Source organism: Amycolatopsis taiwanensis DSM 45107 (assembly GCF_000519205.1).
Classification (GTDB): Bacteria; Actinomycetota; Actinomycetes; order Mycobacteriales; family Pseudonocardiaceae; genus Amycolatopsis_E; species Amycolatopsis_E taiwanensis.
Genome location: NZ_JAFB01000022.1, coordinates 38,905 through 65,026 on the forward strand (window position 1 = coordinate 38,905; position 26,122 = coordinate 65,026).

The 26,122-nt window shown below is 68.5% G+C and carries 17 protein-coding genes; 6 read left to right on the forward strand and 11 right to left on the reverse strand.

Annotated features, from left to right (window positions below):
• The first annotated feature begins 50 nt into the window (after positions 1-50).
• Complete coding sequence (ligA, locus tag A3CU_RS0117165) at positions 51-2,102, forward strand: NAD-dependent DNA ligase LigA (protein ID WP_027943366.1); 2,052 nt, start codon at positions 51-53, stop codon at positions 2,100-2,102.
• A 57-nt stretch (positions 2,103-2,159) separates the two neighbouring features.
• Here ligA and A3CU_RS0117170 read toward each other — a convergent pair whose 3' ends face one another.
• The gene (locus tag A3CU_RS0117170; protein ID WP_043841398.1) at positions 2,160-2,681 is read right to left on the reverse strand and encodes a hypothetical protein; all 522 of its coding nucleotides are present in this window, start codon (positions 2,679-2,681) and stop codon (positions 2,160-2,162) included.
• A gap of 90 nt (positions 2,682-2,771) precedes the next feature.
• Between A3CU_RS0117170 and A3CU_RS0117175 the strand changes: the two genes are divergently transcribed.
• The 4 genes from A3CU_RS0117175 (at position 2,772) to A3CU_RS0117190 (ending at position 7,184) form a co-directional block, all read left to right on the forward strand.
• Entirely contained in the window at positions 2,772-3,374 is a 603-nt protein-coding gene (locus A3CU_RS0117175; protein WP_027943368.1) for a TetR/AcrR family transcriptional regulator, read from the forward strand.
• 80 nt (positions 3,375-3,454) lie between these two features.
• Positions 3,455-3,970 (forward strand): PH domain-containing protein, encoded by a 516-nt coding sequence (locus A3CU_RS0117180; protein ID WP_027943369.1) that lies wholly within the window; start codon positions 3,455-3,457, stop codon positions 3,968-3,970.
• 23 nt (positions 3,971-3,993) lie between these two features.
• Complete coding sequence (locus A3CU_RS45100) at positions 3,994-5,520, forward strand: PH domain-containing protein (protein ID WP_052371801.1); 1,527 nt, start codon at positions 3,994-3,996, stop codon at positions 5,518-5,520.
• A 140-nt stretch (positions 5,521-5,660) separates the two neighbouring features.
• Positions 5,661-7,184 carry an ArnT family glycosyltransferase gene (locus A3CU_RS0117190; protein WP_027943370.1) on the forward strand — a complete coding sequence of 508 codons (1,524 nt, stop codon included), beginning with the start codon at positions 5,661-5,663 and terminating at the stop codon, positions 7,182-7,184.
• Positions 7,185-7,228: 44 nt separating this feature from the next.
• Here A3CU_RS0117190 and A3CU_RS0117195 read toward each other — a convergent pair whose 3' ends face one another.
• The 10 genes from A3CU_RS0117195 to A3CU_RS45120 all read right to left on the reverse strand — a co-directional run bounded on the left by A3CU_RS0117195 (position 7,229) and on the right by A3CU_RS45120 (position 23,968).
• Complete coding sequence (locus A3CU_RS0117195) at positions 7,229-12,742, reverse strand: type I polyketide synthase (RefSeq protein ID WP_027943371.1); 5,514 nt, start codon at positions 12,740-12,742, stop codon at positions 7,229-7,231.
• A gap of 58 nt (positions 12,743-12,800) precedes the next feature.
• Positions 12,801-13,964, reverse strand: a complete 1,164-nt coding sequence (locus A3CU_RS0117200; RefSeq protein WP_027943372.1) for a hypothetical protein — start codon at positions 13,962-13,964, stop codon at positions 12,801-12,803.
• Positions 13,961-15,373, reverse strand: a complete 1,413-nt coding sequence (locus A3CU_RS0117205; protein ID WP_027943373.1) for a cytochrome P450 — start codon at positions 15,371-15,373, stop codon at positions 13,961-13,963. Before A3CU_RS0117205 ends, A3CU_RS0117200 begins: the two co-directional genes overlap by 4 nt.
• Before the next feature lie 365 nt (positions 15,374-15,738).
• Positions 15,739-16,779 (reverse strand): alpha-ketoacid dehydrogenase subunit beta, encoded by a 1,041-nt coding sequence (locus tag A3CU_RS0117210; protein WP_027943374.1) that lies wholly within the window; start codon positions 16,777-16,779, stop codon positions 15,739-15,741.
• Entirely contained in the window at positions 16,745-17,791 is a 1,047-nt protein-coding gene (locus A3CU_RS45105) for a thiamine pyrophosphate-dependent dehydrogenase E1 component subunit alpha (protein WP_211246444.1), read from the reverse strand. The genes A3CU_RS0117210 and A3CU_RS45105 overlap by 35 nt, the downstream gene beginning before the upstream one ends.
• Positions 17,784-19,016, reverse strand: a complete 1,233-nt coding sequence (locus A3CU_RS0117220) for an activator-dependent family glycosyltransferase (RefSeq protein ID WP_027943375.1) — start codon at positions 19,014-19,016, stop codon at positions 17,784-17,786. Before A3CU_RS0117220 ends, A3CU_RS45105 begins: the two co-directional genes overlap by 8 nt.
• 33 nt (positions 19,017-19,049) lie before the next feature.
• A complete protein-coding gene (locus A3CU_RS0117225) occupies positions 19,050-20,534 on the reverse strand; it encodes an NDP-hexose 2,3-dehydratase family protein (protein ID WP_211246445.1) in 1,485 nt (494 codons plus the stop codon).
• Positions 20,531-21,565, reverse strand: a complete 1,035-nt coding sequence (locus A3CU_RS45110; protein ID WP_052371802.1) for a Gfo/Idh/MocA family protein — start codon at positions 21,563-21,565, stop codon at positions 20,531-20,533. Before A3CU_RS45110 ends, A3CU_RS0117225 begins: the two co-directional genes overlap by 4 nt.
• The gene (locus tag A3CU_RS45115) at positions 21,565-22,848 is read right to left on the reverse strand and encodes a cytochrome P450 (protein ID WP_052371803.1); all 1,284 of its coding nucleotides are present in this window, start codon (positions 22,846-22,848) and stop codon (positions 21,565-21,567) included. Before A3CU_RS45115 ends, A3CU_RS45110 begins: the two co-directional genes overlap by 1 nt.
• A 31-nt stretch (positions 22,849-22,879) precedes the next feature.
• Positions 22,880-23,968, reverse strand: coding sequence for a polyprenyl synthetase family protein (locus A3CU_RS45120; RefSeq protein WP_052371804.1), 1,089 nt, complete (start codon positions 23,966-23,968; stop codon positions 22,880-22,882).
• A gap of 792 nt (positions 23,969-24,760) precedes the next feature.
• On the opposite strand from A3CU_RS45120, the gene A3CU_RS45125 reads away from it, so the two are divergent.
• Positions 24,761-26,113, forward strand: coding sequence for a cytochrome P450 (locus tag A3CU_RS45125; protein WP_052371805.1), 1,353 nt, complete (start codon positions 24,761-24,763; stop codon positions 26,111-26,113).
• Positions 26,114-26,122 lie beyond the last annotated feature (9 nt).

The window sequence follows — 26,122 nt, forward strand, 5'->3', positions numbered from 1 at the left end:
GTGGGCGTAGCAGCCGGAACTGTCGGTGGGCACGGGTAGCGTCCTGTGCTGTGGACGTTGGGACGAGGATCCAGGAACTGGCCGATCAGGTCGTGGTGCTGCGTGACGCCTATTACCGGGGCTCGCCGCTGGTGGCGGACGCCGAGTACGACGCGATCGAGGACGAGCTGCGGAGGCTGATCGAGGCCAGCCCGGAGCTGGCGCCCGAGGAGAACCCGCTGGAACAGGTGGGTGCCCCGGCCGTGCTGCACGCGCCGGTACGGCACTCGCGTCCGATGCTGTCGCTGGAGAAGGCGACCAGGCCCGAGCAGGTCGCGGCGTTCTTCGACCGTTTCGCGGGCCAGCCGGTGGTCGTCATGCCGAAGCTGGACGGCTTGTCCCTGGCGCTGGTCTACCAGGACGGGCGGTTCGCCCAGGCCGTCACCCGCGGCGACGGGACGACCGGTGATGACGTGTCCATCCTGGTGAAAGCCCTGGTCGACGGCGTACCGGACCGGATCGGCGCGCCGGGCAGGGTCGAGGTGCGCGGCGAGGCCGTGATGCTGCGCTCCACGTTCACCGCCTACAACACCGCGCATCCGGACCGGCCGCTGATCAACCCGCGTGGTGCCGCCGCGGGCACGCTGCGGGCCAAGGACCCGGCCACGGTCGCCGAGCGGCGCCTGCAGTTCTTCGCCTTCGACCTGGACACGGCCGAGTTTCGGGGGTCTGGGGGCTTGCCCCCAGTCGGGGGTGTGGGGGCGGAGCCCCCACAAAACGCAGACGCCGGTCGTGACCTGGAGGATGGACTGCGCACGCTCGGGTTCGCGGCGGCCGACATGCGGCACTGCGCCGACGCGGAGGCCGCGCAAGCGGTGATCGAGGAGATCGAGCGGCGTCGCAACGACTTGGATTACGACCTCGACGGTGCCGTGTTGCGGTTGGCGAACCGTGATGCGTACGCGGCCGCCGGAACGCGGTCGAGTTCGCCTCGCGGTGCGTTGGCGTACAAGTTCGCGGCGGAGGAGAAGACCACGGTTCTGTCCGACGTGGTGTGGGACGTCGGCAAGACCGGCAAGATCGCCCCGGTGGCGTCGCTGGAGCCGGTGTTCGTAGGCGGGACCACGGTCACCCGCGCGACGCTGGCCAACCAGGAGGTGATCCGTGCCCGCGGCATCAAGATCGGTGACACGGTGCTGGTGCGCCGTGCGGGGGACGTGATCCCGTTCGTCGCGGGCGTGCTGGACGAGTCCAAGCGCACCGGTGCGGAATCCGACATCGTGCCGCCCAGCGCGTGCCCATCCTGCGGGCAGCCGGTGACCGAGCAGGGCAACAGCCGGGAACTGTTCTGCACCAACGTCGCCTGTCCCGCCCAGACCGTGCGCCGGCTGATCCACTGGGCCTCCCGGGCCGCGGCGGACATCGAGGCCGTCGGTCCGGTCTGGATCGAACGGCTCGCCGAGGCCGGAATCCTCGAGCACCCCTCGGACTTCTACACGCTCACCAAGGAGAAACTGCTGGAGTTCGACCGCGTCGGCGAGGTCTCGGCCACGCGCATGATCGAGTCGATCGACGCCAGCCGCCAGGTGGGGCTGCGCCGCGCCCTGATCGGCCTGGCGATCCCGATGGCCTCCGAAGGCACCGCCACCAGGCTGTGCCGCGCCGGATTCGGCTCTCTCGAACTCGTCGCCGACGCGGGCGAGGACGCACTCGTCGCCGTGGACGACATCGGCCCCAAAGTCGCGGCGTCACTGAGCACTCATCTCGCGCGGCTAAGGCCTGAACTCGAACGCCTTCGTCAGAACGGTGTCTCTCTCGACGTACGCGACGAAGACCTCCCACCCGTCGTCGCCTCGGACGCACCACTGGCGGGTAAGACCGTCGTGATCACCGGTGCGATCAGCGACCCGCGCTCCGGCGAGAAGGTCCCTCGCCCGACTTTCCAACGCTTGTGCGAAAAAGCCGGAGCAACCGCGGCATCCTCGGTCTCGGCCAGTACCGACATGCTCATCACCGGTGCCGACGTCGGCGCGAGCAAGCTGACCAAGGCGGAGAAACTCGACGTCCAGGTCGTCGACCAGGGCGAGATCTGGCAACAACTGATCGCGGCCGGGATCGCGTGAGGCGGTCGGCGAAGACCTCGCCCCACCTCGGAAACCGGCGCTGCCCCCACACGTGTATCACGCCGTGGTGCTGCTCAGCCGGGAAGACCGGGAAGACCGGGTGCGTCCGACGATCACGGCGGTGCGGGCGAGCACCATGGCCAGCGAGAGGAACACCAGGGAGTTGGTGATGGGGTCGGCGCCGCTGATGTGGTAGTCGATGCAGAACCGCACGAGGGCGTCGGCGAACCAGTGCTCGCTGCCGTAGGCGAACAGGGTCCGGGCCGCGAACACCACGATCCAGAACGTCGCATATCCGGCGGCGCCGACCGTGTAGGCGCCCTGCTCGTCATGGCCTGTGCGCAGGAAGCTTGCGGAGATCGCGCCGAGCAGCAGCCCCAGGACGATTCCGATGCCTTGCAGGCCGAGGTCGTTGCCTTCGTGCGGCAGCGAGTGTACGAAGATCGCCACCACCACGACGACGGCGAGCAGCGGGCGGATCAACCGCCAGGCGGTGACGCGGCGCCGGCCGAGGTCGCCGGCCAGCACGATGGCGAGCACGGTCACCGAGGTGATCAGGGCGGACAGGAACGGGGTCATCGGTGTTCTCCTCTTGTTGCTGGTTTCAAGTCAACCGTATTGCCGTCATTATAATAAGTCAACAGTATTGGAAACGCGGAGGAGGTAGCGGTGCCAAGACACGTGGACCACGAGCAGAGACGCACGGAGATCGCGACGGCGTTGTGGCGGGTCGCCGAGGCCAGGGGGCTGGACAAGGTGAGCCTGCGCGAGGTGGCCACGGAGGCCGGGATCTCACTGGGCCGGCTCCAGCACTACTTCGCCAGCCGTGAGGAGATGCTGCTGTTCGCGATGGAGTTCATCAGTCGCAAGAACGTCGAGCGGGTGGCGGCGCGGATGATGACGCTCGGTGACCCGCCGCCCCGGGCCCGGCTCAAGGCGATCGTGATGGAAATGCTGCCCGTGGACGACAAGGCCGAAACGGGCAGCTTGATGAACCTCAGCTTCCAGCTCGAAGCCGCCCGCAATCCCACGCTTCGCGACCACGCGACCCAGCAGGTGATTGCGCTCCGTAGCGTACTCGAGGGTGCCATCGCGCTCGCCATGCAGTCCGGCGACATCGAATCCGGGCGCGATCCGCGCACCGAGGCCGCACTGCTCATCGCCCTTGCCGACGGGCTGCGGTCGGGCTTTCACCTCGGCGTCCACAGTGCGGCCCAGACGGTCGCGCTGATGGAGAGTCACCTGGGTCGGCTGTTCACCGCCGAAGCCTGACCCGGGGCCGTTGCCGCCCGCTCGCCCGGGCTGCTACCGTCCCAGTAGCAATACAGATGACTGGGAAAGGTTGACGAGGGATGGGCGACAGCCGCGTGAGTTTGCGGTTACCGGCGCACCGGGCGGATTCCCGCGCGCCGCGGTGGTGGACCCTCCAGGCGCTACTGGTGTTCTCCGGACCGGCGCTGCTGATCGCGCTGGCCCTGCTGATCGTTTCGACGTTGTTCTTCCCGTCCGCGCTGCGCTGGCTCGCCCCGCTGCTGCTGGTGACGTTGATTCTCCCGGCGCTGGGATACCTGCTGGTGATGCCGCGCTGGCGTTATCGCGTCCATGCCTGGGAACTCGGCCACGACGCGGTTTACGCGGCGAGCGGCTGGTTCTGGCAGCGACGGCGGATCACCCCGCTTTCCCGGGTGCAGACGGTCGACACCGTGCATGGCCCGCTCCAGCAGATTTTCGGGCTCGCCACGGTCATCGTCACCACTGCTTCCACCGCAGGGAACGTGAAGATCGCCGGGCTCTCCGACGCCGACGCGCGTGTCGTCGCGCAGCGTATCGGAGCCGCCGCACAGGCGGTTCCCGAAGACGCCTCCTGAGACGCTCCGGAAACGAGGACCCCATGCACACCGCCCTCAACCCACGGCCCGAAACGACCTGGCGCAAACCGGACGCGCGAATGCTCGCCGTGCACAGCGCCTGGCTGCTCGCGCCGCTCGGATCGTGCTCGCTCACCCTGCTCGCGAGCGGTGGCCGGCCCGGCATCCAGGCCTGGGCCACCCTCGCCGGCATCGCGGTGACCTTCGTGATCGTCACCGGACTCGGGCTGGTCCGCTGGCGGCGGACCCGCTACCGCGTCACGGCCGACTCCTTCGAGATCCGGACCGGTGTCCTCACCCGCCGGCAGCGATCCGTGCCGCTGGCCAGGATCCGGCACGTCGACCTCACCGCCGGGCCTCTGCTTCGCCTGCTCGGGCTGACCACGGTGAACGTCGGCACGGCCGGGGACCACGGGCAACTGCGCCTCGATGGCCTCGCCCGCCCCGACGCCGCGTGGCTGCGAACCACCCTCATCCGGCACGCCGCCCCCGCCGGCACGGAACCCGTGCTCGCCGCCTGGAACCCACGGTGGGTTCGCTATGCGCCGCTGACGTTCTGGATCTTCGGCGGAGTCTTCGCGGTCCTCGGTACCGTTTACCGGATCCTCGACAGCGCCGGCATCGAGCCCTGGCGTCTCGGACCTGCGCGCGCGGTGTACGACGCCTTCGGAGCCCGCTCCCTGTGGTTGACGATTCCCTTGCTGCTACTGGCAATCGCCCTCGTCGGTGCGCTCGGTGCACTGGCGCTCTACGTGGAGAACTGGTGGCATTTTCGCGTCGACTGGGCCGACCCCGGCACGCTCCGGATCCGGCGTGGGCTGTTCACCACCCGCTCCGTCTCGATCGACCGCACCCGCCTGCGCGGAGCGCGACTCCGGGAGCCCCTGCTGCTCCGTGCCGGCGGCGGAGCCACCGCGAGCGCCGTCGCCAGTGGCCTCGGTAACGAGGACGAAAACCGCCGCCGCAGCGCGCTTCTCCCTCCGGCACCACGGGAAAACGCGCGCCGCCTCTTCGACGACGTCCTCGGAAGGCGCCTGATCGACACCCCGCTGACCCAGCACCCGCGGGCGGCGCTGCGCAGGCGTCAACGGCGGGCGCTCCTCGTCGTGCTCGTCGTCGGTCTCGTGCTCGGCACGCTCGGGCTGCTGTTCGGCACGGTCCTGCTCTACGCCGCGTGCGTCATCACCGTGCTCACGATTCCCGCCGCCCTCTGGCTCGCCCACGACGCATACCGCAGCCTTGGCCACCACCTGCACCCCGAATACCTCATCAGCCGCTCCGGCACATTCAGCCGTGACACGGTCGCCATCCGGCGCGACAGCGTGGTGGCGTGGACCTTCACCACGACCCCCTTCACCCGGCGCGCCGGGCTCACCACGCTCACCGCGGCCACGGCCGCGGGGCAGCAGGCGTACTGGATTCGGGATCTGGACGCCGACACCGCGACCGGGCTCGCCGATGAAGCCGGGCCTGGCATCATCACCGAATTCCTTGTCGCGCAAGAGAACAATCGACGGCCCGTGGCCCAACAGCAGGCGAATGTCTCATGACCTCCAGCGGCGGACCTGGTGGCTGTCCAAGCGATCAAGCCCCGGGAGAAGGGCACCAGACCACTACCAACCTCAGTGCCGGTGAGGTGATCGACCCGGCTTTTGTGGAGCTACCTCTCAGCCGAGATCCGGGGGAAACGATGCATACCGAGCCGGTCGACCCGAGACCGCCGGTGCCGGCCAAACCCGAGTTGCGACCACTCGCGAAGGGGCCGGTGCTCGGCATCGCGGGCATCGTCGCAGTCGCCCATCTGGCGTTCAGCCCGCTCGGCGGCTACTGGATCGACGAGGTCTACCTGCTTGCGATCGGGAAGTACCACCTGGACTGGGGCTACGTCGACCAGCCGCCGCTGGCACCGCTGATCGCCGCGGCGATGGACTGGATCGCGCCGGGATACCTGCCCGTGCTCCGGCTGCCCGCGGTGCTCGCGACGGCTGCGCTGGTGGTACTGACCGCGCTTCTCGCCCGCGAGTTCGGCGGTGACCGGCGGGCTCAGGTGCTGGCCGCCGGAGCCGGTGCGACGGGGTTGTGGACGGCGATCGTCGGGCACTTCGTCACCCCGTACGTCTTCGAACCGGCCTTGTGGCTGCTGCTCACCTGGGTCCTCGTCCGCTGGATCCGGCTTCGCGCGCAAGGCCAGGGCGCTGACCGGCTGCTGCTCCTGCTGGGTGCCGTCATCGGCGTCACCATGCAGACCAAGTTCCAGGTGGCGATCCTGTCCGTCACGCTGTTGATCTGCGTTCTGGTGTTCGGGCCGCGAGACATCCTGCGGCGCCCGATGTTCTGGGGCGGAATGGGTATCGCCGCGCTGATCGCCCTGCCGACGCTGAGCTGGCAGGCGGTGAACGGATGGCCGCAACTGAAGATGGGCTCGATCGTGGCCGACGAGTCGGACGTGTGGTCCGGTGGCCGCGGCAGCACGGCGGTGACGCTGCTGGTGTTCTCCGGGGTCGCCGGCACCGCGCTGCTCGTCGTGGGACTGGTCCGGCTGCTGACGGCACGGGAGTTGCGTGAGTACCGGTTCCTGGCCGTCGCTTTCCTTGTGCTGTACGCGTTCTTCGTCGCCACCGCTGGCCGGCCCTATTACCTGATCGGCCTGTACGGCGTGCTGATCGCCGCCGGAGTGGTGGGGTTCCAGCTCCGCCGGGAACACCGCAGGCCGCGATGGACCTGGCTGGCTTGGCCGGTTTATGCGGCGTCCTTCGCCTTGGCTGGTTACCTGCTGACCTTGTCTCCCAAGATTGCCCCGTCATCCGGGATGACCGCCGAATCGGCCGCAGCGCAAACCTCCGCCGCCTACGCGGCTCTGCCACCGGACCGGCAGCAGCACACCGCGATCATCGGCGAGAGCTACGTCATGGCCGCGATGATCGAGGTGGGTGATCGCCACAAGACCTTGCCCGAGGTTTACAGCCCCCACCGCGGCTACGGGTTCTTCTCGCCACCTACCGACGAAATCGACTCGGTACTTTACGTCGGTGTGCACGGGGAGCCGACCGAGCTCCGGAAGTACTGCACCGACCTGCGCAAGGTCTCCGGTAGCGAAACGCCGAACCCTGAGCCGGAAGGCCTGACCACACCTGTCAAAACAGAAATTTGGTTGTGCAGCGGCAGACAAGGTTCGTGGGCCGAAATCTGGCCACAGATCAAACACCTGTTGTGAGTAAGAGCCGACGGTGGGGACGCGGAGCGCAGCCGCCAGCCGTCTCATGAGGCGGTTTCGGCGCCGCTGACGAGCGCGCGGAGCTCGCCGGAGGTGATCGGGCCGAGCAGGGTTCTGATCGGCACGGTGTGGCCGAACTCCGCTTTGATCTTGTTCCGCAGCTCCACCGCGAGCAGTGAATCCAGGCCCATGGCGCGTAACCGGTCGGCGGACCGCACCACGGAAACATCGGATATCTTGAGGGTTTCCATGAGCAGTGACTCCATCGGGTCGGCCTGTTCGACCGGTCCGCTGATCGCCGATTCGACTACAGCCGAGGGGATTTCACCGGTCCCGGCCGGGCGCAGCCCGGAGAGCAGGGCATCGCGTCGCAGCACCTCGTACCGCCCGCCGAACTCCGCCCAGTCGGCCGGATAGCACACCGGGAAACCGGTGCCTGGCGTGGTCAGCACGCGCCAGAGGAAGGCGTGGCCGTCGCCGTCGTCGATTTCCTGGACCCCGGTCGGCGTGAACGAACGGGTGGGGTCGAGATCGCGGAGCATGCCCGCCCCGGCCCAGAAGCCCCAGCGCACACCCCGCACGCGCAGCCGATCGCCGGCCGCAGCGAGGATCCCGTCCAACGCGCCATTGGCCGCGCCGTAGTGGGCGAACTGCGGTGAAGGCAGCACCGCCGACGCCGACGAGTAGGCGACGAGCATGTGCGCGCCGGTGCGGTGGGCGATCTCGATCAGGTTTCGGGTGCCCTCGACCTTGGGGGCCAGCACCCGCACCCAGTCGGCACCGTCCAGTTCGGTGAGCGGACCGGTCGACAGTCGCCCGGCGAGATGGAACAGGAACAGCTGATCGGCCTCGACCCGGCTCAGCCTCTCCTGGAGCAGTTCGACCGCCGGCGCCTTGCTGATATCACAGGCCAGATAATCGAACGGCGTCTCGATGCCGGGATTTTCCCGGGTCCCGACCAGGATGATCTCGTCAAATCCGCGGGCTGCCAGGTCGGCGGCGAGTGCCGAGCCGAGTCCGCCGCTTCCGCCGACGATCAGCGCCGCACGTCCCACCGCCGCGCCCTCCGCTGACCGGTCGTCCTCGACACTGCCGTTGGCGGGATCGGTCAGCGACAGCAACCCGATCTCGGTTTCCGAGAAGGCATGCCGGTACTCGATCGACCGGGGCCAGGTTCCGGTCGGCGCCAACTCGGGCAGATTGAGGCCGGCCGCCTCCGTCCCGAGCCGGGTAGCGCCGGCCGAGGTGATGAGCAGGTCGACATCGGTCGCGGCGTCGGGGAGTGCGGTTGGATCGCCCAACGCGATGCCGATGCGTCGTGTTCTTTCCGGACGTTCTCCACTTATGGAGGTTTCGAGCGCGACCCGCAGCAGTTCCGCGCGGCGGGAGTCGTCCATGACCATGAGGTCGTCGTTGCTGCCCAGCCGTGCCAATGTCCCGAGCCGCTGTGCGGTGTGCGCCGCCCACAGGATGTCCGGCAGCCGTTGCAACTGCGCGTATCGCTCGAGCATGGGCCGGATGCCGATGCCGCGTGGTCCCCGGTTCGGGTCGGACCAGATGAGCTCGACATCGCAGGACTGAGCCGGATGCAGCCGTATCTCGGCGGACCAGCGGTCGAGATGACGTTCGGTGGGGTGCGAATACGGCGTGGGGGACCGCCGCGGCTGGTCGGTCAGCCGAGCCACCCACAGCGCGCCACCGCTGTCCCGGCGCACCCGATGCTCACCCCGGCCGGAAAGCTCCCGTATCGACGGCAGATCACCGAGTGGCTCCCCGGGTGCGGCGGACACGACCGCCGCGGCAAGGGAAGGGAACTCGGCGGGGAGCGCCCCGCCGAGTGCGAACAGGAATCCGGTGGTGGCGGCGGCGAATTCGGCTGTGGGCTGGTTCGTGGGCGGGTGGTCGATGTCGGCCACGACGATGCCGAGCGGAACCTCCGCCTTGGCGGCCGCGTCCGCGAGCCGGGTCAGTACCTGTCCCAGCCCGGCGAGGTAGCCGGTCACGGTCTCCGTCGGGAGATCCGCGAATACCCGGGCGTCGACAAGCAGTTCGCGGCCCGTGCCAGCGCTGGCCACCAGTCCGGCACAGATGGATTCGACCCGATCGTGATCGGCAGTGCCCTCCTCGGCGAGGGTCCGTATCGCGGTGTCCAGTGGGGAATCGAACAGGTGGACCACCCGATGATCGCCGTGGCCGATCGTGGTGTCGGTGAGCGGCACCCAGGTTCGGTGCAGGGCCGGAATCGGCGATCGGCTCTCCAGCGGGCGAATACGCGCGCCTTCGCAGTGGATGACGACGCGATCCTCGGCATCGAGAATCGCGACGTCGAAACTCCCACCGCCGGCGCTCGGGGTGATGATCGACCGGACCTGCCCCGACAACCGATGCTGGTGGAAGGTGATACGGTCCACGCCTTCGAAGTAGAAGGGGCAGTTGGCCTTCGCGCCGTCTACAAGTCCATAATAGACGGCCGCCAGGCCGTGCAGCGACGCGTCGAACAGCGCGGGGTCGATTTCACCGCCGATCGAAACCGGCTCGCCGAGATGGGCGCTGACATACGCGTGGGAAGTGGATGCCCAAAGGTCGGTGATGGAGCGAAACGGTCCGGCCCAAAGGTTTCCGGCCGCCGCGAAATCGCGATAGAAGGCGTCGACCGGTATCGGAGACAGGTTCAGCGGCAGCCCGAGGGTCGACGCGGCGGGGGAGCCGGCCCGCGTTACCGTCCCGGTGCAACACAGGGTCGGTTTCACGGTGGAGCCGAGTGTGAAGTGGACGTCCACTTCGGACCCGGTGCGGGACACGGTGATCGCGAGGTGGTCGACGTCGTCGTCGATCACGATCGCCTCCACGAACCGTACGGTGTCGATGCGCAGAGGTTCGTCGGCCCGCTGCAGGGTGCGCGCGATATAGCTGAGCGTCACGGTTCCCGGAACCACGGTTTCGCCCCGGACCTGGTGACCGGCCAGCAGGCGTAGCTGCGGTCCATTCAGCCGGTAGGTCACCGATTCGGTCTGCTCCGCCACCGCCTGGGCGGGTGTGGGCGCGCGCCCCGCGGGACGCAGCGGCGGGATCCGCCGCGGCGTGAGCTTGCGCGTCAGGTCCGTCGCGAGCTCGGATGTCCAGGGCGGCAACTGGTTCGGGCGCAGCGGCACATTCGATTCGAAGAGCGAGCCGAGGGTACTGCGGAGGAAGTCGGCGCTGTCGAGCGCGTCGGTGGCCAACACGGTTCCGGTGAACTGGGCACGCAGGTGACCGGCCAACACCGCCCGTGGCCCGATATCGATGATGAGGTCGTAGCCGTTGCCGGCGAGTCGGGCGGCGACCGGCGGCAGCTCGACCGGGAAGCGCAGGTTGTCGAGCCAATGCTGTGGCGGCACGACCGTTCGCCCGGCGGCAGCGGCCTTGATCGTGGACGAGTAGAAGGGTATGCCCGCCGTCCGGTCGAGACCGACCGTTGTCGCGACGGGCGTGAAGGCCGGAATCGCCGGTTCGACGAACCGGCTGTGCGAACCGAAGACCACTTCCAAGGGGCGGGCGTCATGCCCTTGGGCGTTCGCCAGTTCGGCGATGGTGTCGATGGCGTCGTCAGGACAGGCGAGCACTACGCAGTTCGGGCTGTTCACCACGGCCACGTCCGCGCACGACGGAATCCAGTCGCGGTTGGCCGCCACCTGCTCCCCGGTGATGACGATCATCCGGGTGGCGTCCGCATGCGCTCGCACGGCCTCCGTGCGGGCCACCAGCAGGTCCGCGGCGGCCTCGACGTCGAGAGCGCCCGCGACACAGGCCGCGGCGATGTCCCCGAAGCTGTGCCCCACCACCGCGTCCGGCCGCACGCCGTAATCCTGCAGGGTGAACGCGAGGGCGACCTGCGATGCCCAGGTGGCGTACGGCTGCAGCGCCGCCGGAGTGGCATCGCCGCCGAGCAGATGCCGTTCGTCTTCGGGGAGCCGGGTACGCACCGCGGTGTACGCGGAGTGCAGGTGGGTGCGCAGGATCGGGTCGCCGACCGCGGACGGATCGAGCCAGTGCGCGCCGAAACCGCCGAAGGCGAAGGCCACCTTCGACGTTTCCCGCCAGAGTCCGGAGAGTAGCCCGGTGCCGCCTGTGCTCGCCGTCGGCTCGGCCGCCCCATCGGCCTGCCGGCGCTCGGTGGTGTGGTTGACCCGGTAGGCCAACGCGGCATCGACGCGTCCGGCATCGTCCGCGTCTCCGACGGCGACCGGCGGAACTCCGGCCGAGGTCAGCCGGGGCAACGACGGAAGCGGTTGTGGCGCGCGCTTTCCCGGCCGTGGCGGCGAAGCGAGGATGGCGTGTGCGTTGGTTCCGGTGATGCCGAAGGAACTGACACCGATCACAGCGTTGTCCGGCAGCGACAGATTGGAGTCGACCTGCGCGCACAGGCCGCGTTCCGCTGTGGACAGTTCCGGCCGTAGCTCGCCGTGCGCGATCATCGGCGGCACGGTCGAATGGTGCAGGCTCAACGCGGCGACGACGAGTCCCGCCATGCCGGAGGCCGCTTCGCAGTGGCCGATCCGCGTCTTCACCGACCCGATCGGCAGCGGATGCGGGCGGTCGGCGAACACCGTGGCGAGACCGTCGAGCTCGACCTGGTCCCCCACGGTGGTGCCGGTGCCGTGCGCTTCGACGTAGTCCACGTCAGCCGGTCGGCGCCCGGCCACCGCGAGGGCGCGTCGAATGACCTCTACCTGGCCCTCGACCGAGGGCGTGGGCAGCGAACCACTGCGGCCGCCGTCATTGCCCGTGGCAACGGCTTCGATCACCGCGTAGACACGGTCGTTTTCGGCCAGCGCGTCCGCTAACGGGCGCAGCACCACCGCGGCGAAGCCGTCACTGCGGACGAAGCCGTCCGCTCGGTTGGTGCCGAACTTGCAGCGCCCGTCGGCTGCGAGCATGTCCGATCGGTAGAACGACAGGGTTTCGTAGGGGTCGAGTACCAGGTTCGTCGCGGCGGCGATGGCGATGGCACAGTGCCCGGCCAGGATGTTGTCGACGGCCACGCCGACGGCCGCCAGCCCCGACGAACATGCGGTGTCGATGGTGAGCGACGGCCCGCTCAACCCGAAGACGTGGGAGAGCCGGCCGGACAGGCCGCTGCCGGTGTTGCCGACATTGCCCATGGCGTCTAAGCCCGCGTCGTGGCGCGCGCTGAGCCAGTAGTCACGGGTGATGTACCCGCTGACGACCCCCGTCGTGCGGCGCTGGAGATAGTCGAGGGTGAACCCGGCGTCACCGATGGCTTCGAACGCCGTTTCCAGCAGGATGCGCTGTTGCGGGTCCATGACCTCGGCCTCGCGGGCCGAGATGCCGAAGACCGCATGGTCGAATTCGTCCCAACCGTCGATGAAACCTCCGGTGCGGCAGACCGTGGCGAAACCGTGGTCGGTGACGTCGTGCGCGGAGAGGAAGCGCAGGCGGCTCTCCGGTGCGGTGCCGATCTCGTCCTCGCGACGGGAAAGCAGGCGCCACGTTCCGGCGGGTCCGCGTCCACCCGGCAGCCTCGCGCCGATCCCGACGATGGCGATCCGTCTGTCCATCAACAGTCACTTTCGTTGGTTTCGGAGACGATTCCGGGCGGCGGGCAGGCGGTTGGAGTTACGGTTGCTTTCCGATCTCCGTGAGGGTGTGCTGCAGCACGTCCGCGATGGTGCGTACCTCGTGCGCGGTGAAGTCGGCCGGATCCACGATGAAAGTGATGTCGACGGCACCGGTCGCGGGGCTTTCGTTCACCGCGATCATCGGCATCGCCGGAATCGAGTACTCCGGCAGGATGAGGACTTTGCCCGCGGTGGCAAGCCGCGAGAACCGCCGCGCCGCGCCACGTGCGTTCGAGACGACGAACTGGGGCGGGGGCGCGTTTTTCTCGGGCTGGTACAAGCGGCCGTCGAGAAACGGCGCGACGGGTGCCTCCGCTTCCAGCTGCGCCATGAGTTCGGCATCGCAGTCGGCGGCCGCGGTCAGCACCTCGGCCGGGGTGTCCGCCGAGAGGGGCACCGGCACCAGTGCGCCGTGACTGCAGTTGCCGATCGCACGCGGTGGAATCCCGCGCAGTCGTCCGGGGTCGATGAACACCCGGCAGTCCACCGGCGCGCCCACCACCACCCGGTCGAGATCGCGGCCGAACCGGCGCGCGGTGGCCGTGGCGATCACCGAGGTCAGCGACGTGTTCGCGCGGTCGCACGCACCGTCGATCGCCCGCACCTGTGGCGGTTTCAGCGCAACAGTGATCGGCTGTGCGGGTTTCAGCGGCGGCATGGTGATCCCGCTGAAGAACACCCGCGTCTCCCGGACGGCATCGGCGGACTGCCCGTCGCCGAACACCCTTTCCGCCGCGATCGGCCAATCCCGCGCCGTCTCCGGTGGTATCGAATCGGCGTGCGGGTCGATACCGACCACCCCGAGCAGGTGATCGACGATCGAGAGAACGCTCGTCACATCACCCAGCGCGTGGTGCAGGCGGCCCGAGACGGACGTGACATCCGGCCGCGAGGTATCGATCGCGAACGCCGACAGCGTGGCGTCCACGTGCGTGCCCCGTTCGGTCGTCTCGACCACGGGCCTGGCCAGGGGAGACTCGAACGCGAAGCCCTCCGCAGTGCGGACGATGCGACCACCCAGCATCGGGAAGGTGGCATACAACTGGGCCAACCCGGCCACCGCCGCGGCCGGAGTCACCGAGGCGGGGATGTCGATCGCGAAACCGGTCTGCCAGTCGAGCAGGGCGTGGTACGCCTCGCTCGGTTCCACCAGGCGCCTCATGACGACCTGCTTTCCGTCGCGGACAACCGCCGCACGGTGGCGTCGACGTTGCCCGGGATGATGGTGGCCAGCGGGCGTCCGCCCGGGTGCTGTGCCGCCGCCGACTCGATCCGTACCGCCGTGAGCACCTCGGCGACCACGATCCACATCATCTGCCAGGCATACTGCTCGCCGACGCAGTGCCGGGGGCCGAGGCCGAAGGGAGTGTAGGAACCTTTTGTGACGGGGCAGCCGCCGGCACCGAAGGTGTCCGGTTCGAAGGCCGGACCCGGTGGGAAATAGGTGCGATCCCGGTGCATGGCCCACGGGCTGTACATGACCTCCGTTCCCTTGGGCAGCCTGACCCCGCGCAGTTCGGTATCGCGCGCGGTCCGCCGGGAGATGACGAGGATCGGCTGGCGACAGCGCAGCAACTCGGAGAGCACCTTCTTGAGCAGGGGTGCCTCGGTCAGGTCCGGGCCATAGCTCACGCCGCGGGAACGCGCCTGAGTCAGTTCGTCGCGCAGACCGTCCTGCAAGGTCTGGTTGTCCGCCAGTTCGACGGCCAGCCAGGACAGGGCCGTGGCCGCGGTCTCGGCACCGGCCATGGTCACCGCGACGATCTGGTCGGCCATTTCGTCGGCCGTCAACGGCTTTCCGTCGGCCCCGCGCACCGTGCGCATGACCGAAATGAGGTCCAGCCGGTCCGCGTCGGCCGTGCCCGGCGAGTTCATCGCCGCGGTGATCGCCGAGCGCAGCCGGTCCATCGCGGTGTCGTGCCGCCGGTTCCGCTTGGTCGGGATGCGGAGATACCAGTTCGGGACGACGGTCCGGAACATGATCGCCTCGAGGACCAGCCCGAGCCACTCGTGGATCTGGTCGAACTCCTCGCGGTCTATCTCGGACCCGAACATGGTGGCGGCCAGGATCTTGAACGTCATCCGGTGCAGTGCCGCGTCGATGTCGAGCGTGCGGTCCCAGTTCGCCAGTTCGCCGCACACCACTTCGGTCATCAGCTCGCGCAGTCCGAGCACGTGGTCGCGTTTGAAGAACCTGTCCAGATACTCGCGCTGCCGCCGGTGTTCGGCGCCGTTGGCGAGCACGACGCCATTACCCGCCAGCCGTCGCACGCGGTCGTAGAACACGCCTTTCTCGAAAGCGCCGTCCCGGTCCACCAGCATGTCGTTGATCAGCAGGGGATCGGTCAGGAAGACGAAATCCTTGCCCAGCGCGGTGAAGACCTGGATATCCGCCGAGGTGTTGAGCTCGGCCACATAGCCCAGTGGATCACGGGCCAGCGAGAACAACTGCCGGACCAGCCGCAGGCCTCGATGCACGCGAATGGTGTGCCCGGCCGCGCGATCACGCCAGTCCTTCGGCAACGAGGTCGTCGTTCCCTTGGCGCCGAATGACTTGAGGATATCGGCCATCCTGCTGATGCCTTTCTCCGTTGCATCGTGTGTTGCGGTGGGACCCGTCGACGATGACTCGCTGGACCTGGCTGGACAACCACTCGACCGCTCGGTGAAAACCGCTCCACACCTCGTTCGCCGGAAAGGTTTTCCCACGCCGCGTCGCGCGGTCTGTGTGGACGAAAATACCAACGCCGGTTTTTCTCGTCAAGAAATCACCGGTCCGGACAGTAATCGTCAGCGCATGCGAAATAGCCGGTTTCCGGCGCGAATCGCCGTAACCGTGCTGGCGCCGTCGAACAGTCGGCTGGGGCGGTTTGTCTACCCACTCATTGTTTCCGTCCAATCTCCTTCCATTGATCGGTGGCAATTGCCGATATGGCTCAGTACGGTCCGTCGAAACCCAGCGCCGGCTGAGCGGATTCGGGCGGACCGATGCCGTTCCGGCCCAGGCCCAGCAGTTCGAGGCACGCCCGCACGATGGCGTCCGCGCCGGGGTTCCACGCCTCCTCCAGCGGCCAGGACACCGGGGCGGGGCAGTCCGGCGGGGTCACCCTGCGCACCGGCTCGCGTAGCGCACCGGGCAGGTTCTCGGCGACCACGGCCGCCACCTCCGCCGCGAACCCGTACCGCGCCCAACTGGTGTCGGCCACCACCAGCCGCCCGGTCCTGGCCACCGACTCGCAGATGATCGCGTCGTCCAGCGGGCGGAGGCAGCGCACGTCGACGACCTCCACGCTGATGCCCTGTTCGGCGAGGTGCCGGGCGGCCGACTCGGCCTCGTACACCATCAGCGAAACCGCCACCACGGTGATGTCGTTGCCGGGTCTCACGATGCGCCCGACGCCGAACGGGACCGGCAGCGGCTCGAGACCGACCTCGCCCTCCCTCGGGTACAGGCCGCGATTCTCGATCAGCACCGTGGGGTCGCCCGAGCGCAGCGCCTGCACCAGCAATCCCTTGGCATCGGCGGGCGAGGCCGGCGCGGCCACCACCATTCCCGGGTAGTGCGCGAATGTCGCATGTGGACTTTGCGAATGGGTCGCGCCCTGGCCCCAGCCCCGGCCCACGACGCCGCGGGTCACCACCGGAACCCCGCCGTGATCGCCGTACATGTAGCGCCACTTCGCGGCCAGGTTCACCATCGCGTCCATGGCGAGGAACAGGAAGTCGGCCCTGGTGTGCACGACCATCGGCCGCAACCCGTTCGTCGCGGCGCCGATCGCGACACCCGCGCACGCGTTTTCCGAGTTCGGCACGTCGATCACCCGCTGCGCGCCGAAGGAGGCGTAGGCCTGCGTGGTGGTGCCGAAGATCCCCTTGTGGTCATCCACGCCCTCACCCAGGACGATGATGCGGGGATCATCGGTCATGCACTGCACGGTCGCCTCACTGATCGCCTGCGAGTACGTCAGCGTGCGCATGTGCCTCCTCGGTTCGCGGGTCGGGTGCGGCGCCGTAGGTTCCGCGGGTGAGTTCGGAGAAGCCGGGCCACGGAGCCGCTTTGGCGCGGCGAATGGCCTGCTGGATTTCGGCGGTGTACTCGGCCTCCCACCCACGCACCCAATCGTCGATCCGCGGTTCGACTCCGCGCAGGGTTTCGACCGCACGGCGGATCGGACAGCGAGCGATCCAGGAATCGACCTCGGCCCTGGTCCGCTGACCGTGGTCGTAGCCCCAACCGGGGCCCACGTGCTCGCGCCACCGGTACGTGTGCGACTCCACGAACACCGGCCCCCCTCCGGCGCGTGCGCGCGCGACCGCCGCCCTGCCCACGTCTCGGATCGCGAACACGTCGTTGCCGTCGACCTCCAAGGCGTGGACGCCGTGTGCGGCCGCCCTCGCGGTGATGCTCGTCCCGCCGGGTTGGCGTTGCCGCAGCGGCGAAGCGACCGAGTATCCGTTGTTCTCGCAGACGAACACGACCGGTAGCCGGTGCAGGGCGGCCAGGTTGAGCGACTCGGCGAACACGCCTTCCTCCGTGGCGCCGTCGCCGAAGAACGTCAACGCCACGGTGGTACGGCCGGTGACGTGGAACGCCAGTGCGGCGCCCGTCGCGACCGAGATCATCTCGCCGAGAATGGCGGCCGAACCGGCGAAGTTCGCCGCCGGGTCGATCAGGTGCACCGAACCGCCCCGGCCACGGGCGCAGCCCGCTTCCTTGCCGTGCAGTTCGGCCACCATCGCCGGGAGATCGCCGCCCTTGGCCAGATACGGCGCGTGTGAGCGGTGCCCGGCGTAAACGACGTCGTCCGGCTCGGCGGCGGCGCACATGCCGACCGGCGTCGCTTCCTGGCCGATGGAGAAGTGCGTCGGCGTCCGCATCTGCTGCTCGTCCCGGTAGTGGTCGGCCAGCGTCTCTTCGATGCGGCGAATTCGCACCATCGCGCGGACGAGGTCGACGTCGGGATCGATTTCGGCCGGCAAGTCACTCACCTGTCCACCGTGCGAGCAAGGCGGCCACTTCGGCCGGACTGGGCTCGGCCAGCACCTGGTGCCGTAGCCGTCGAGCACTGTCCTGAAAGGACTCGTCAGCGAGTATCCGGCGCACCGCGTCACGGACCTCTGCTCCGGTGATGTCGTCGAAGCCGACGGTCAGCGCCGCGCCGAGCTCGACGAGTCGTCCGGCCCGCAGCGGCGTGTCGAAGTCGCTGGGTGCCAGCACCTGCGGCACGCCGGACAACAGAGCGTTGGAAGAGGTCCCGGTACCCGCATGGCTGACCATGACCGCGCAGGTGGGCAGCAAGGCGTGCAACGGCACGTACGGCACCACCCGGGTGTTCGGCGGCACCGGGTCGATCACGTCCGGCGGCAGCGTGGCGACCACCTCGACGTCGAGGTCGGCGAGGGCGGCGACGATGTCCGCCGCCTGCTTCTCGGTGATCTTGCGGAGGTCTCTGAACTCGCCGCGGCTGATGCCCAGACTGAGGCAGATTCGCGGGGCGGTCGGCGGTTCGGACAACCAGGCCGGCACCACCGCGTTGCCGTTGATGGGGACGTAGCGCATCGGCACGAGCCCGGGTGTGGCGGAGCAGCGCAGGTCCGCCGGAAGCTGGTCGATGGTCCACCGCCCGGTGACCGCCTCCTCCTCGAAGGCGAGGCCGAAACGGTCCAGGGTCTCGGCCAGCCAGTCGCCCACGGGGTCGACCCGCCTGCCCGCCGGCTTTTCCTGCAAGAGCTTCAGGTATCGCTGGCGCATCGGAGTCCACACGTCCAGGCCCATCAACAGGCGCGCGTCAGCCGCGCCACAGGCGCGCGCCGCCACCGCTCCGGCAAAGGTCAGCGGATCCCACACGACCAGGTCGGGGCGCCAGTCCCGGGCGAAGGTCACGAGGTCGTCCACGAGCGGGTCGTTGAACGCCTCCATCGCATAGCGGAACAGCTCGTAGCCGTGCCGCATCTCGTCCCAGCTCAACGAGTCCGGATGGTGGCGGAAGATCTCGACCGGTTTTTCGGCGCCCCCGGCACGGTCGTTCAGCCCGAACACGTCGACGTCCGAGCCGAGCGTTACCCCGGGCAGGCCGGTCGCCGCCAGCGTGTCGGCGAGTGCGGGCTGGCTCGCGATCCGCACCTCGTGTCCCGCAGTGACGAACGCCCACGCCAACGGCACGAAGTTGTACAGGTGGGCCGACGCCGCCCAGGTGGTGAACAGGACACGCAAGTGCTTCCTCCGGGTGTTTCGTTCCGCGAGTGATCAACCCAGTCCGGCCATGCCGCGCACGCACGCGAGCAGGCTGCGCGCCTGCACGTTCACGTAATGGCTGTGCCGGATGAGAATGCCGAGCTGTTGCAGGGACATCCACCGGTAGTCCTCGTGTTCGGGCAGCGGGTCGTCGTCGCCCACCTCGACGACCAGGTACCGGTTGCGGGCGTGGTAAAAACGCCCGCCTTCTTCGGAATGGATCACGTCGAAGCGGATCCGGTCTTCCGGCACGGACAACAAGAGGTCCATGTACGGCGGTCGTGCCGTAGCCGACAGCCAGGAGTAGTTGTCCGGCGTGCACTGCACGGTCGGGGCCAGTTCGACCACGTCGACGAACCCCGCCTCCACCCTGGCGTGCATGTAGGCGTGCAGTACCCCGTTGATCCGTTTCACCAGCAGGCCGTTGAGGCCGAGCGAAGGCGCTTCGAGCATCGGCTGGGACCAGTGGGCGACCTCCCGGCGTCCCGCCCACACCTCGAACCCGGCGACCCGGAAGAAGCAGCCGGACTCGTGCTCGATCGCGCCGTCCCGCATGGTCCACAGGCTCGCCTCGCGTAACGGGATCAGCCGCGCCTCCACGTCATTGCGGCACCGGACCTCGGTGATCCAGCTCAACACCTCGGCCATCGGCAGCGCGGCCGCCCCTTCCGCGCTCAACGAACGGATCACCGACCGGGCGAGCGCCGTTTCGGCGGTCTCGTGGCCGGACAACGCGGTCGCGGCGTCCGCGGAGAACGGCAGGCAGGCGAGCACACTGCGGGCGGCCCAGTTCATCAGGTCAGGCACCGCGAGGAGCTCGTGCAGCTGCCGGACGGTGAGCCAGCAGAACCCGTCGAGCACCTCGACGGGTTCGGTCACGTGGACGATCTGGTAGCGGTTGTGCTTGCGGTAGCACCACGCGCCTTGTTCCGATTGGCGCACGTCGCAGACAACGCGGCGCCGGGCGCCGGCCTGGAAGTAGGAAACGTAGGGCACCGCGCGGCCGCCGTGCACACCCGTGTAGTTGCTGCGGGTCGCCTGCACGGTGGGGGAAAGCTGCACGCCCCCGAAGTTGCCCGGTTCCACCTTGGCCTGCATCAGGCAGTGCAGGACGCCGTCGAACTCCTTGACCAGCAATCCCTGGATACCCACCTCGGGCTGGTTGATGATGGGCTGTTCCCAGTGCTGGATCGGCCCGTGGTGGTTGTCGACCTCGACGCCCTCGACGGTGAAGAACCGTCCGCTGGCATGGCCGATGGTCCCCGTGTCCGGGTCCACCGACCAGGCCTCCAGTTCGTCCAGCGCGCGACGTTCGACCCGGATGGTCTGGTCCGCTCGACAGGCGTCCAGCCAGTCGTCGAACTCGGGCTGCGACGTCATCCCTTCGCCGCGTGCCAGTGCCGACCGGGCGACCTGGCCTCCGACGAACTCGTCCTCGTTCCCGTTCGACGGGTGGCCGGACAGGGTCCGGACGTCGCCGGTTCCGGAGTGGCTCACGAGACCTCCAAGGGAGTGGGGGATGGTTGGGGGAAGCCGAGGCCGGCCGGCCTCGCCGCCCGCGCCCGGATGGCCTCGAGCAGACGCGCGCCGCGCAACGCGGTCTCGGTCTCCCGCTGGTGGCCGAGCCCGCCGCGGACGGCCGTCGCGAACGCCGTCACGAACGCACCGAACTGGTCCTGCGGCGGCAGGTCGAGGAGTTCGGTTCGGCCACCTCGATCGAGCGTGACCCGCGGAACGAAGTCGGGCGGCGGGGTGAAGGCGCGTTCGACCACCAGCCGGCCCTCGCTGCCCCAGAGTTCGTAGTAGGAACGATACGAGTGCCGGAAACCGAACGTGAGCTGTGCGACCACACCGGCGTCGTCCGTGAGCAGCGCGGCACCACCGATGTCCACACCACCCGGTGCGGGGCCGTGGGACAGGGTGCTGCCCACGACGTCGGTGTGTTCGCGGAGGAACGGCAATGCCCCGTGTACCGCATAGAAGCCGACATCGAGCAGGGCTCCTCCACCCAGCTCGGGGGAGTATCGGAAGTCCCCCGAATCGGGTGGGGGGATCGCCATCGCGCTGTGCACCACCCGCAGTTCGCCGATTGCGCCCTTCGCGACCAGCCGGCGTACCCGGTCGTGCTGTCCGTGATGGGCGAACATGCGGTTCTCCCAGAGCTGCAGCCCGGTGGCCGCGGCGCGTGCGGTGAGCGCCTTGGCGGCGGCGTATTCGGCCGCCATCGGCTTTTCCACCAGGACGTGCCGTCCGGAGTCGAGCGCACGCAGCGACCAGTCGGCGTGCAGTCCGGTCGGCAGACAGATGTACACCGCGTCGAGGTCGGCACGAGCCAGCAGCGCGCCGTAACCTTCGACCGCCGCTGGTGCGGGATCGACCGTCGCGGCCAGGTCCCTGGCCCGGCCGGAGTCCCGGCTGGCGACCGCGACGACCCGGATGGCGGGGTTGGCGACCAGCCGGGGCAGGAACCGCCGGGCGATCGCGCCGCAGCCGAGCACGCCGAGCCGGACCGTGCTGCCGGCCGTCACTACACCGCACCCGGTTCGGTCGTTTCTCCCCGCGTCACCGGCAGCTCGGCCAAGCCGCGGAACACGAAACCACCGGGCAGGTACCGGACGCTGAAACCCGGTGCGAGCGCCAGGTCGGGCAGTTGCTCGGTCAGCGTCTCGAAGGCGATGCGCGCCTCCAGCCGGGCCAGGTGCGACCCGACGCAGAAATGCGGTCCGTGGCCGAAGCCGAAATGCCGTGGACGATCCGTGCGGTCCAGCCGGAAGACGTCCGGGTCGGTCACCGTCGCCGGGTCACGCCCGGCCGCCGCCGTCATCGCGTGCACCTTGGCACCCGCGGGAATCCGCACCCCACCGAGCTGTACTTCCTCGGTGGTGTCCCGCGACGTCCCCTGCACCGAACACTCGTAGCGCAGCCCTTCTTCGATGGCCGCGGGGACAAGGGTGTGGTCCGCGACCAGCCTGTTCCACAGTGGACGGTCGCGCAGCAGCTGGTGTGCGATGTTCGCGATCAGGTTCGTGGTGGTCTCGTGCCCGGCGGCGAGGATCACGCGCAGCGCCGCGACCACTGCGCCGTCGGTGAGTTCGGTCTCGGACTCGACGTCTCCGACACTTGCCTTGGCCAGCAACGACAACAGGTCGTCCTGGGGGTCCTGGCGTCGTTGCGAGAGCAGGTCGAAGTAGTACGCCTCGTAGTCGAGTACTCCCTTGGCGAACTCCAGCTGCTGTGCCGGCTCCAACGGCAGCACCTGCAGCGCGAGCCAGGCGTCGTTCCACGCTTTGACCTTCAGGTGGTCCTCGCGGGGAACGCCGAGGATCTCGCAGATCACCGTCATCGGCAGCGGGTAGGCGAAGTCCTTCAACAGGTCGAACTCCCGGCGCCCACGCAGGTCCCGCACGAGCGATTCGGCCAGTGCGCGGATCGAGTTTTCCCGCAGGCGCAGGGAACGCGGCGAGAAGAACTCGTGGATCAGCGCGCGGAACCGGCTGTGTTCGGGCGGGTCGGCGTTCACCGGCGGCACCTTGGCGAACAGCGAATCGGCCAGCAGGGCCTGGCATTCGCCGGTCAGCGGGAAGTTGCCGTCCAGGATCCGCTTGCTGGTGAAGACGATCGGGTCGCTGAGCATGGCGGAGACCTCGTCGCGTCCGGTCACCACCCACCGGTTGCCGCCGACGTTGACCACCGGGCACGATTGCCGGGCGACGCGGTAGTGCTCGTAGGGCTGCTCGGTGAAGTGCGGTGACTCCACGTCGTACAGCCGCTCCCCGTCGGGGCCGGCAATGTCGGCTGCGCTCTGCGTCATGGGGTTTCTTCTCCTCGATGCGATGACTGGTTCACGACGACCTCACCGTCGCCGCCGCGGCGAGTTCCAGCAGCGCGGTGCGCACGCGCGAGTCGACCGGCATCCGCTCCACCTCTGCCAGGGCTGTCGCGTACCGCTGTTGGATCATCGTCTCGACCGTCTTCAGCGCGCCGGTCGAATGGATGATCCAGCGCAGTGTCGCCGCGCCTTCGTCGTCGAGGTCGCTGCCGTGGAGCTGGTCCATCAGCCGGGCCTGCTCGGTCCCGGCCCGCTTCCTGGCCAGCGCGATCAACGCGGTCGGCTTGCCTTCGCGCAGGTCGTCCACGGTCGGCTTGCCGGTCTCCGCGGCGTCGCCGAAGACGCCGAGCACGTCGTCGCGCAGCTGGAACGCCTCCCCGAGCGGAATGGCGAAGCGGGAGTAGGCCGCCAACAGTTCCGGGCCGCCGCCGGCCAGCGCGGCGCCGATCTGGAGCGGACGTTCGACGGTGTACTTGGCCGCCTTGAGCCGAATGATCCGCAGCGCGCCGGCCAGCGAACCGCCACGGGCCTGGTCGAGCAGTTCCAGGTTCTGGCCGATCATCACTTCCGAGCGCATCTGGTTGATCAGTCGCTGTGCCGCCAGCAGCCGCGCCGCCGGAATGCCGCAGTCCAGCATCAGCTCGTCGGAGTAACACAGACACAGATCACCGCAGAGGATGGCGACGCTGACCCCGAACCGATCGCTGTCCCCGCGCCACGTGTGGCCGTCGTGCAGGTTGGCCAGTGCGCGGTGCATGGCGGGGCGGCCCCGGCGCAGTTCGCTGCCGTCCATGATGTCGTCGTGGATCAGCGCGAACGCCTGGAACAGCTCGAGTGCCGCACTCGGCCGGATGATGTCGTCGCAGTCCTCACCCCCGGCGCCACGCCAGCCCCAGTAGCAGAACAGCGGGCGGAGCCGTTTCCCGCTCGACAGTACGAAGTCGCGCAACAGCTCGAAGACGTGGTGCAGTTCGGGCGGGTCGGTGAAGTCCGCCTCGCTGCGGTCGAAGAACGCGGCCAGCTCGTCGTGCAGCCGCGCGCGGAAGTCGAAGCCGCGCGTGCTCGCGCGGGAGGGCTCATCGGAGATCGCCGGCAGGGACATTCTTGTCACCTCCATCGCGGCCCGGGGCTCGTCGCCCCCGTCGCCGGCTCCGCGGAAGCGCGGGAGCACGGCGGCGAAGACCGCCCGGGTGTGTCAGGTTGTGCGTCCGCGGCAACGACGAACGGCTGTCATCGGGAGAAACCCGGTTCGCTCAGCCGTAGTCGCCGGCCGGTTATCATCCGACCCGGTGGCAGCCAAGCCGCTATTAGTGGTATAGACCTCGACCATGGCGACCAGGTGGTGCGCCGCGCCGAGCTCGACCGGAGCCGGGTTCTGCGCCAGTGCCGAATGTGGCTGGTCCGATGAAATGTCGTGAATTACGTTCGCATTGGCGAAAGTGACATTGTGATCCCCAGGTTTGGTTGTATCCGACCGGCGTGGACATGTGGTTGCGAACGGTCGACGACGCGTCCGGCTCGGTCCGGTCAGGAGCGGCTCGCGGCCGCCTCCAGTGATGTAATCCGACCCGTCGGGCGTATGTCAAGTACTCACCGGTTGGCAAGCAGGGAACGGAATTTTTGACAGCGCCGGGCCGGGTGTCTAGCATGATCCGGAGGTTCAGAACGTCCATGGCTCACCCTGGGGGGTCTGCATGAAAACGACTGTGCTGGGACGGATGCGGACCTTCGAAACGTTTGACTACCCCATGTGTTGAATATTGAACGGCTTTTTCCTGGCCGTTCTCGTGGTACCGCTTGGTGTCGATCCGGAACTGTTGGGCACCAAGCGGTTCGTGCCGTAACGCGGCCGGGAACATCGCAGACGCGCAACTACGCCGAGGAGGCGTCTTTCGTGACCGTCGTGGCAGAGCATCCGACAATCCCCAAGGTGCCCGGCAGTCTGCCGATCGTTGGGCACACCCTTCGCATGGTGCGCAATCCCCTGAAGTTCGCCAGCGAGGCCGCCGCGCTCGGGCCGATCGCGCGGATATACCTCGGGCCGAAAATGGCCTATATGGTCAGCAACCACGAGCTGCTCTACGAGATCCTCGTGCGTCAGGCCAAGAGCTTCGAGAAGGGCAGACACTTCGAGCGGGCCCGCCCGCTGCTGGGCAACGGGATCCTGTTGTCCTCCGGCAGCTTCCACCGCCGGCAGCGGCTGATCATGAACCCGGCGTTCACAAAGGACAACATCGCGTCCTATCTGGACATCATGCGTTCCGCGGCCGACGACATCTTCACCACCTGGGAAGACGGCCAGGTAGTCCAGATGTACCACATGTTCTACGAGCTGGCCGTGCGCATCGTGATCAAGTCGATGTTCACCACCGACATGGCCGAACAGGACATCGCCGAGGTCTACCGCTCGATGCCGACCGTGATCTCCGGGTTCGAGCGCCGGGCCGCGATTCCGCCCGCCTTGCTGGACCTGTTCCCGACCAAGTCGGGCAAGGAGTTCTACGCCGCGGTGGAACGGCTGCGGGTGATCGGCCACCGCATCGTGGCCGACTACCGGGCCCGGGGTGAACTGCCCAAGAACGACCTGATGGCGCTGCTGCTCAACTCGGCCGCCGAGGGCGACAAGCTGATGACGGACAAACAGATCCACGACGAGTTCATGACGCTGCTGACCGCGGGGTCGGAGACCGCGCCCAGTGCGATGGGCTGGAGCTGCTACCTCCTCGGCAAGTACCCCGAGGTTCAGGAGCGCATCCAGGCGGAGGTCGACGAGGTCTTCGACGGCCGCCCGGTCACCGCGAAGGGGCTGGAACGGCTGGAGTACACCCGCCGTGTGGTGAAGGAGTCGTTGCGGCTCTACCCACCGGTGTGGGCGATCAGCCGATGCACCAAGGAGAACGTGACGATCTGCGGGTACGACCTGGCGGCCAACACCCAGGTCTTCTACTCGATCCACTCGGTCCAGCGCGATCCCGGCGTCTACGAGGACCCGGACGAGTTCCACCCGGAGCGGTGGGAAGGCGAGAAGGGCAAGCGGCTGCCCCGATCGGCGTTCGTCCCGTTCGGCGCCGGCAGCCGCAACTGCATCGGGGAGAACTTCGCGTGGACCGAGATCCAGGCGGTGCTCGCCACGCTGTTGCAGCGGTGGACGATCAACCCGGTGGACAACGCTCCGGTCCCACCCGTCGCGATGGGCGCGCTGGTGCCAGGGCCGTTGCCGATGACGGTCACCCGCAGAAAGAAGTGAGTACCGGGG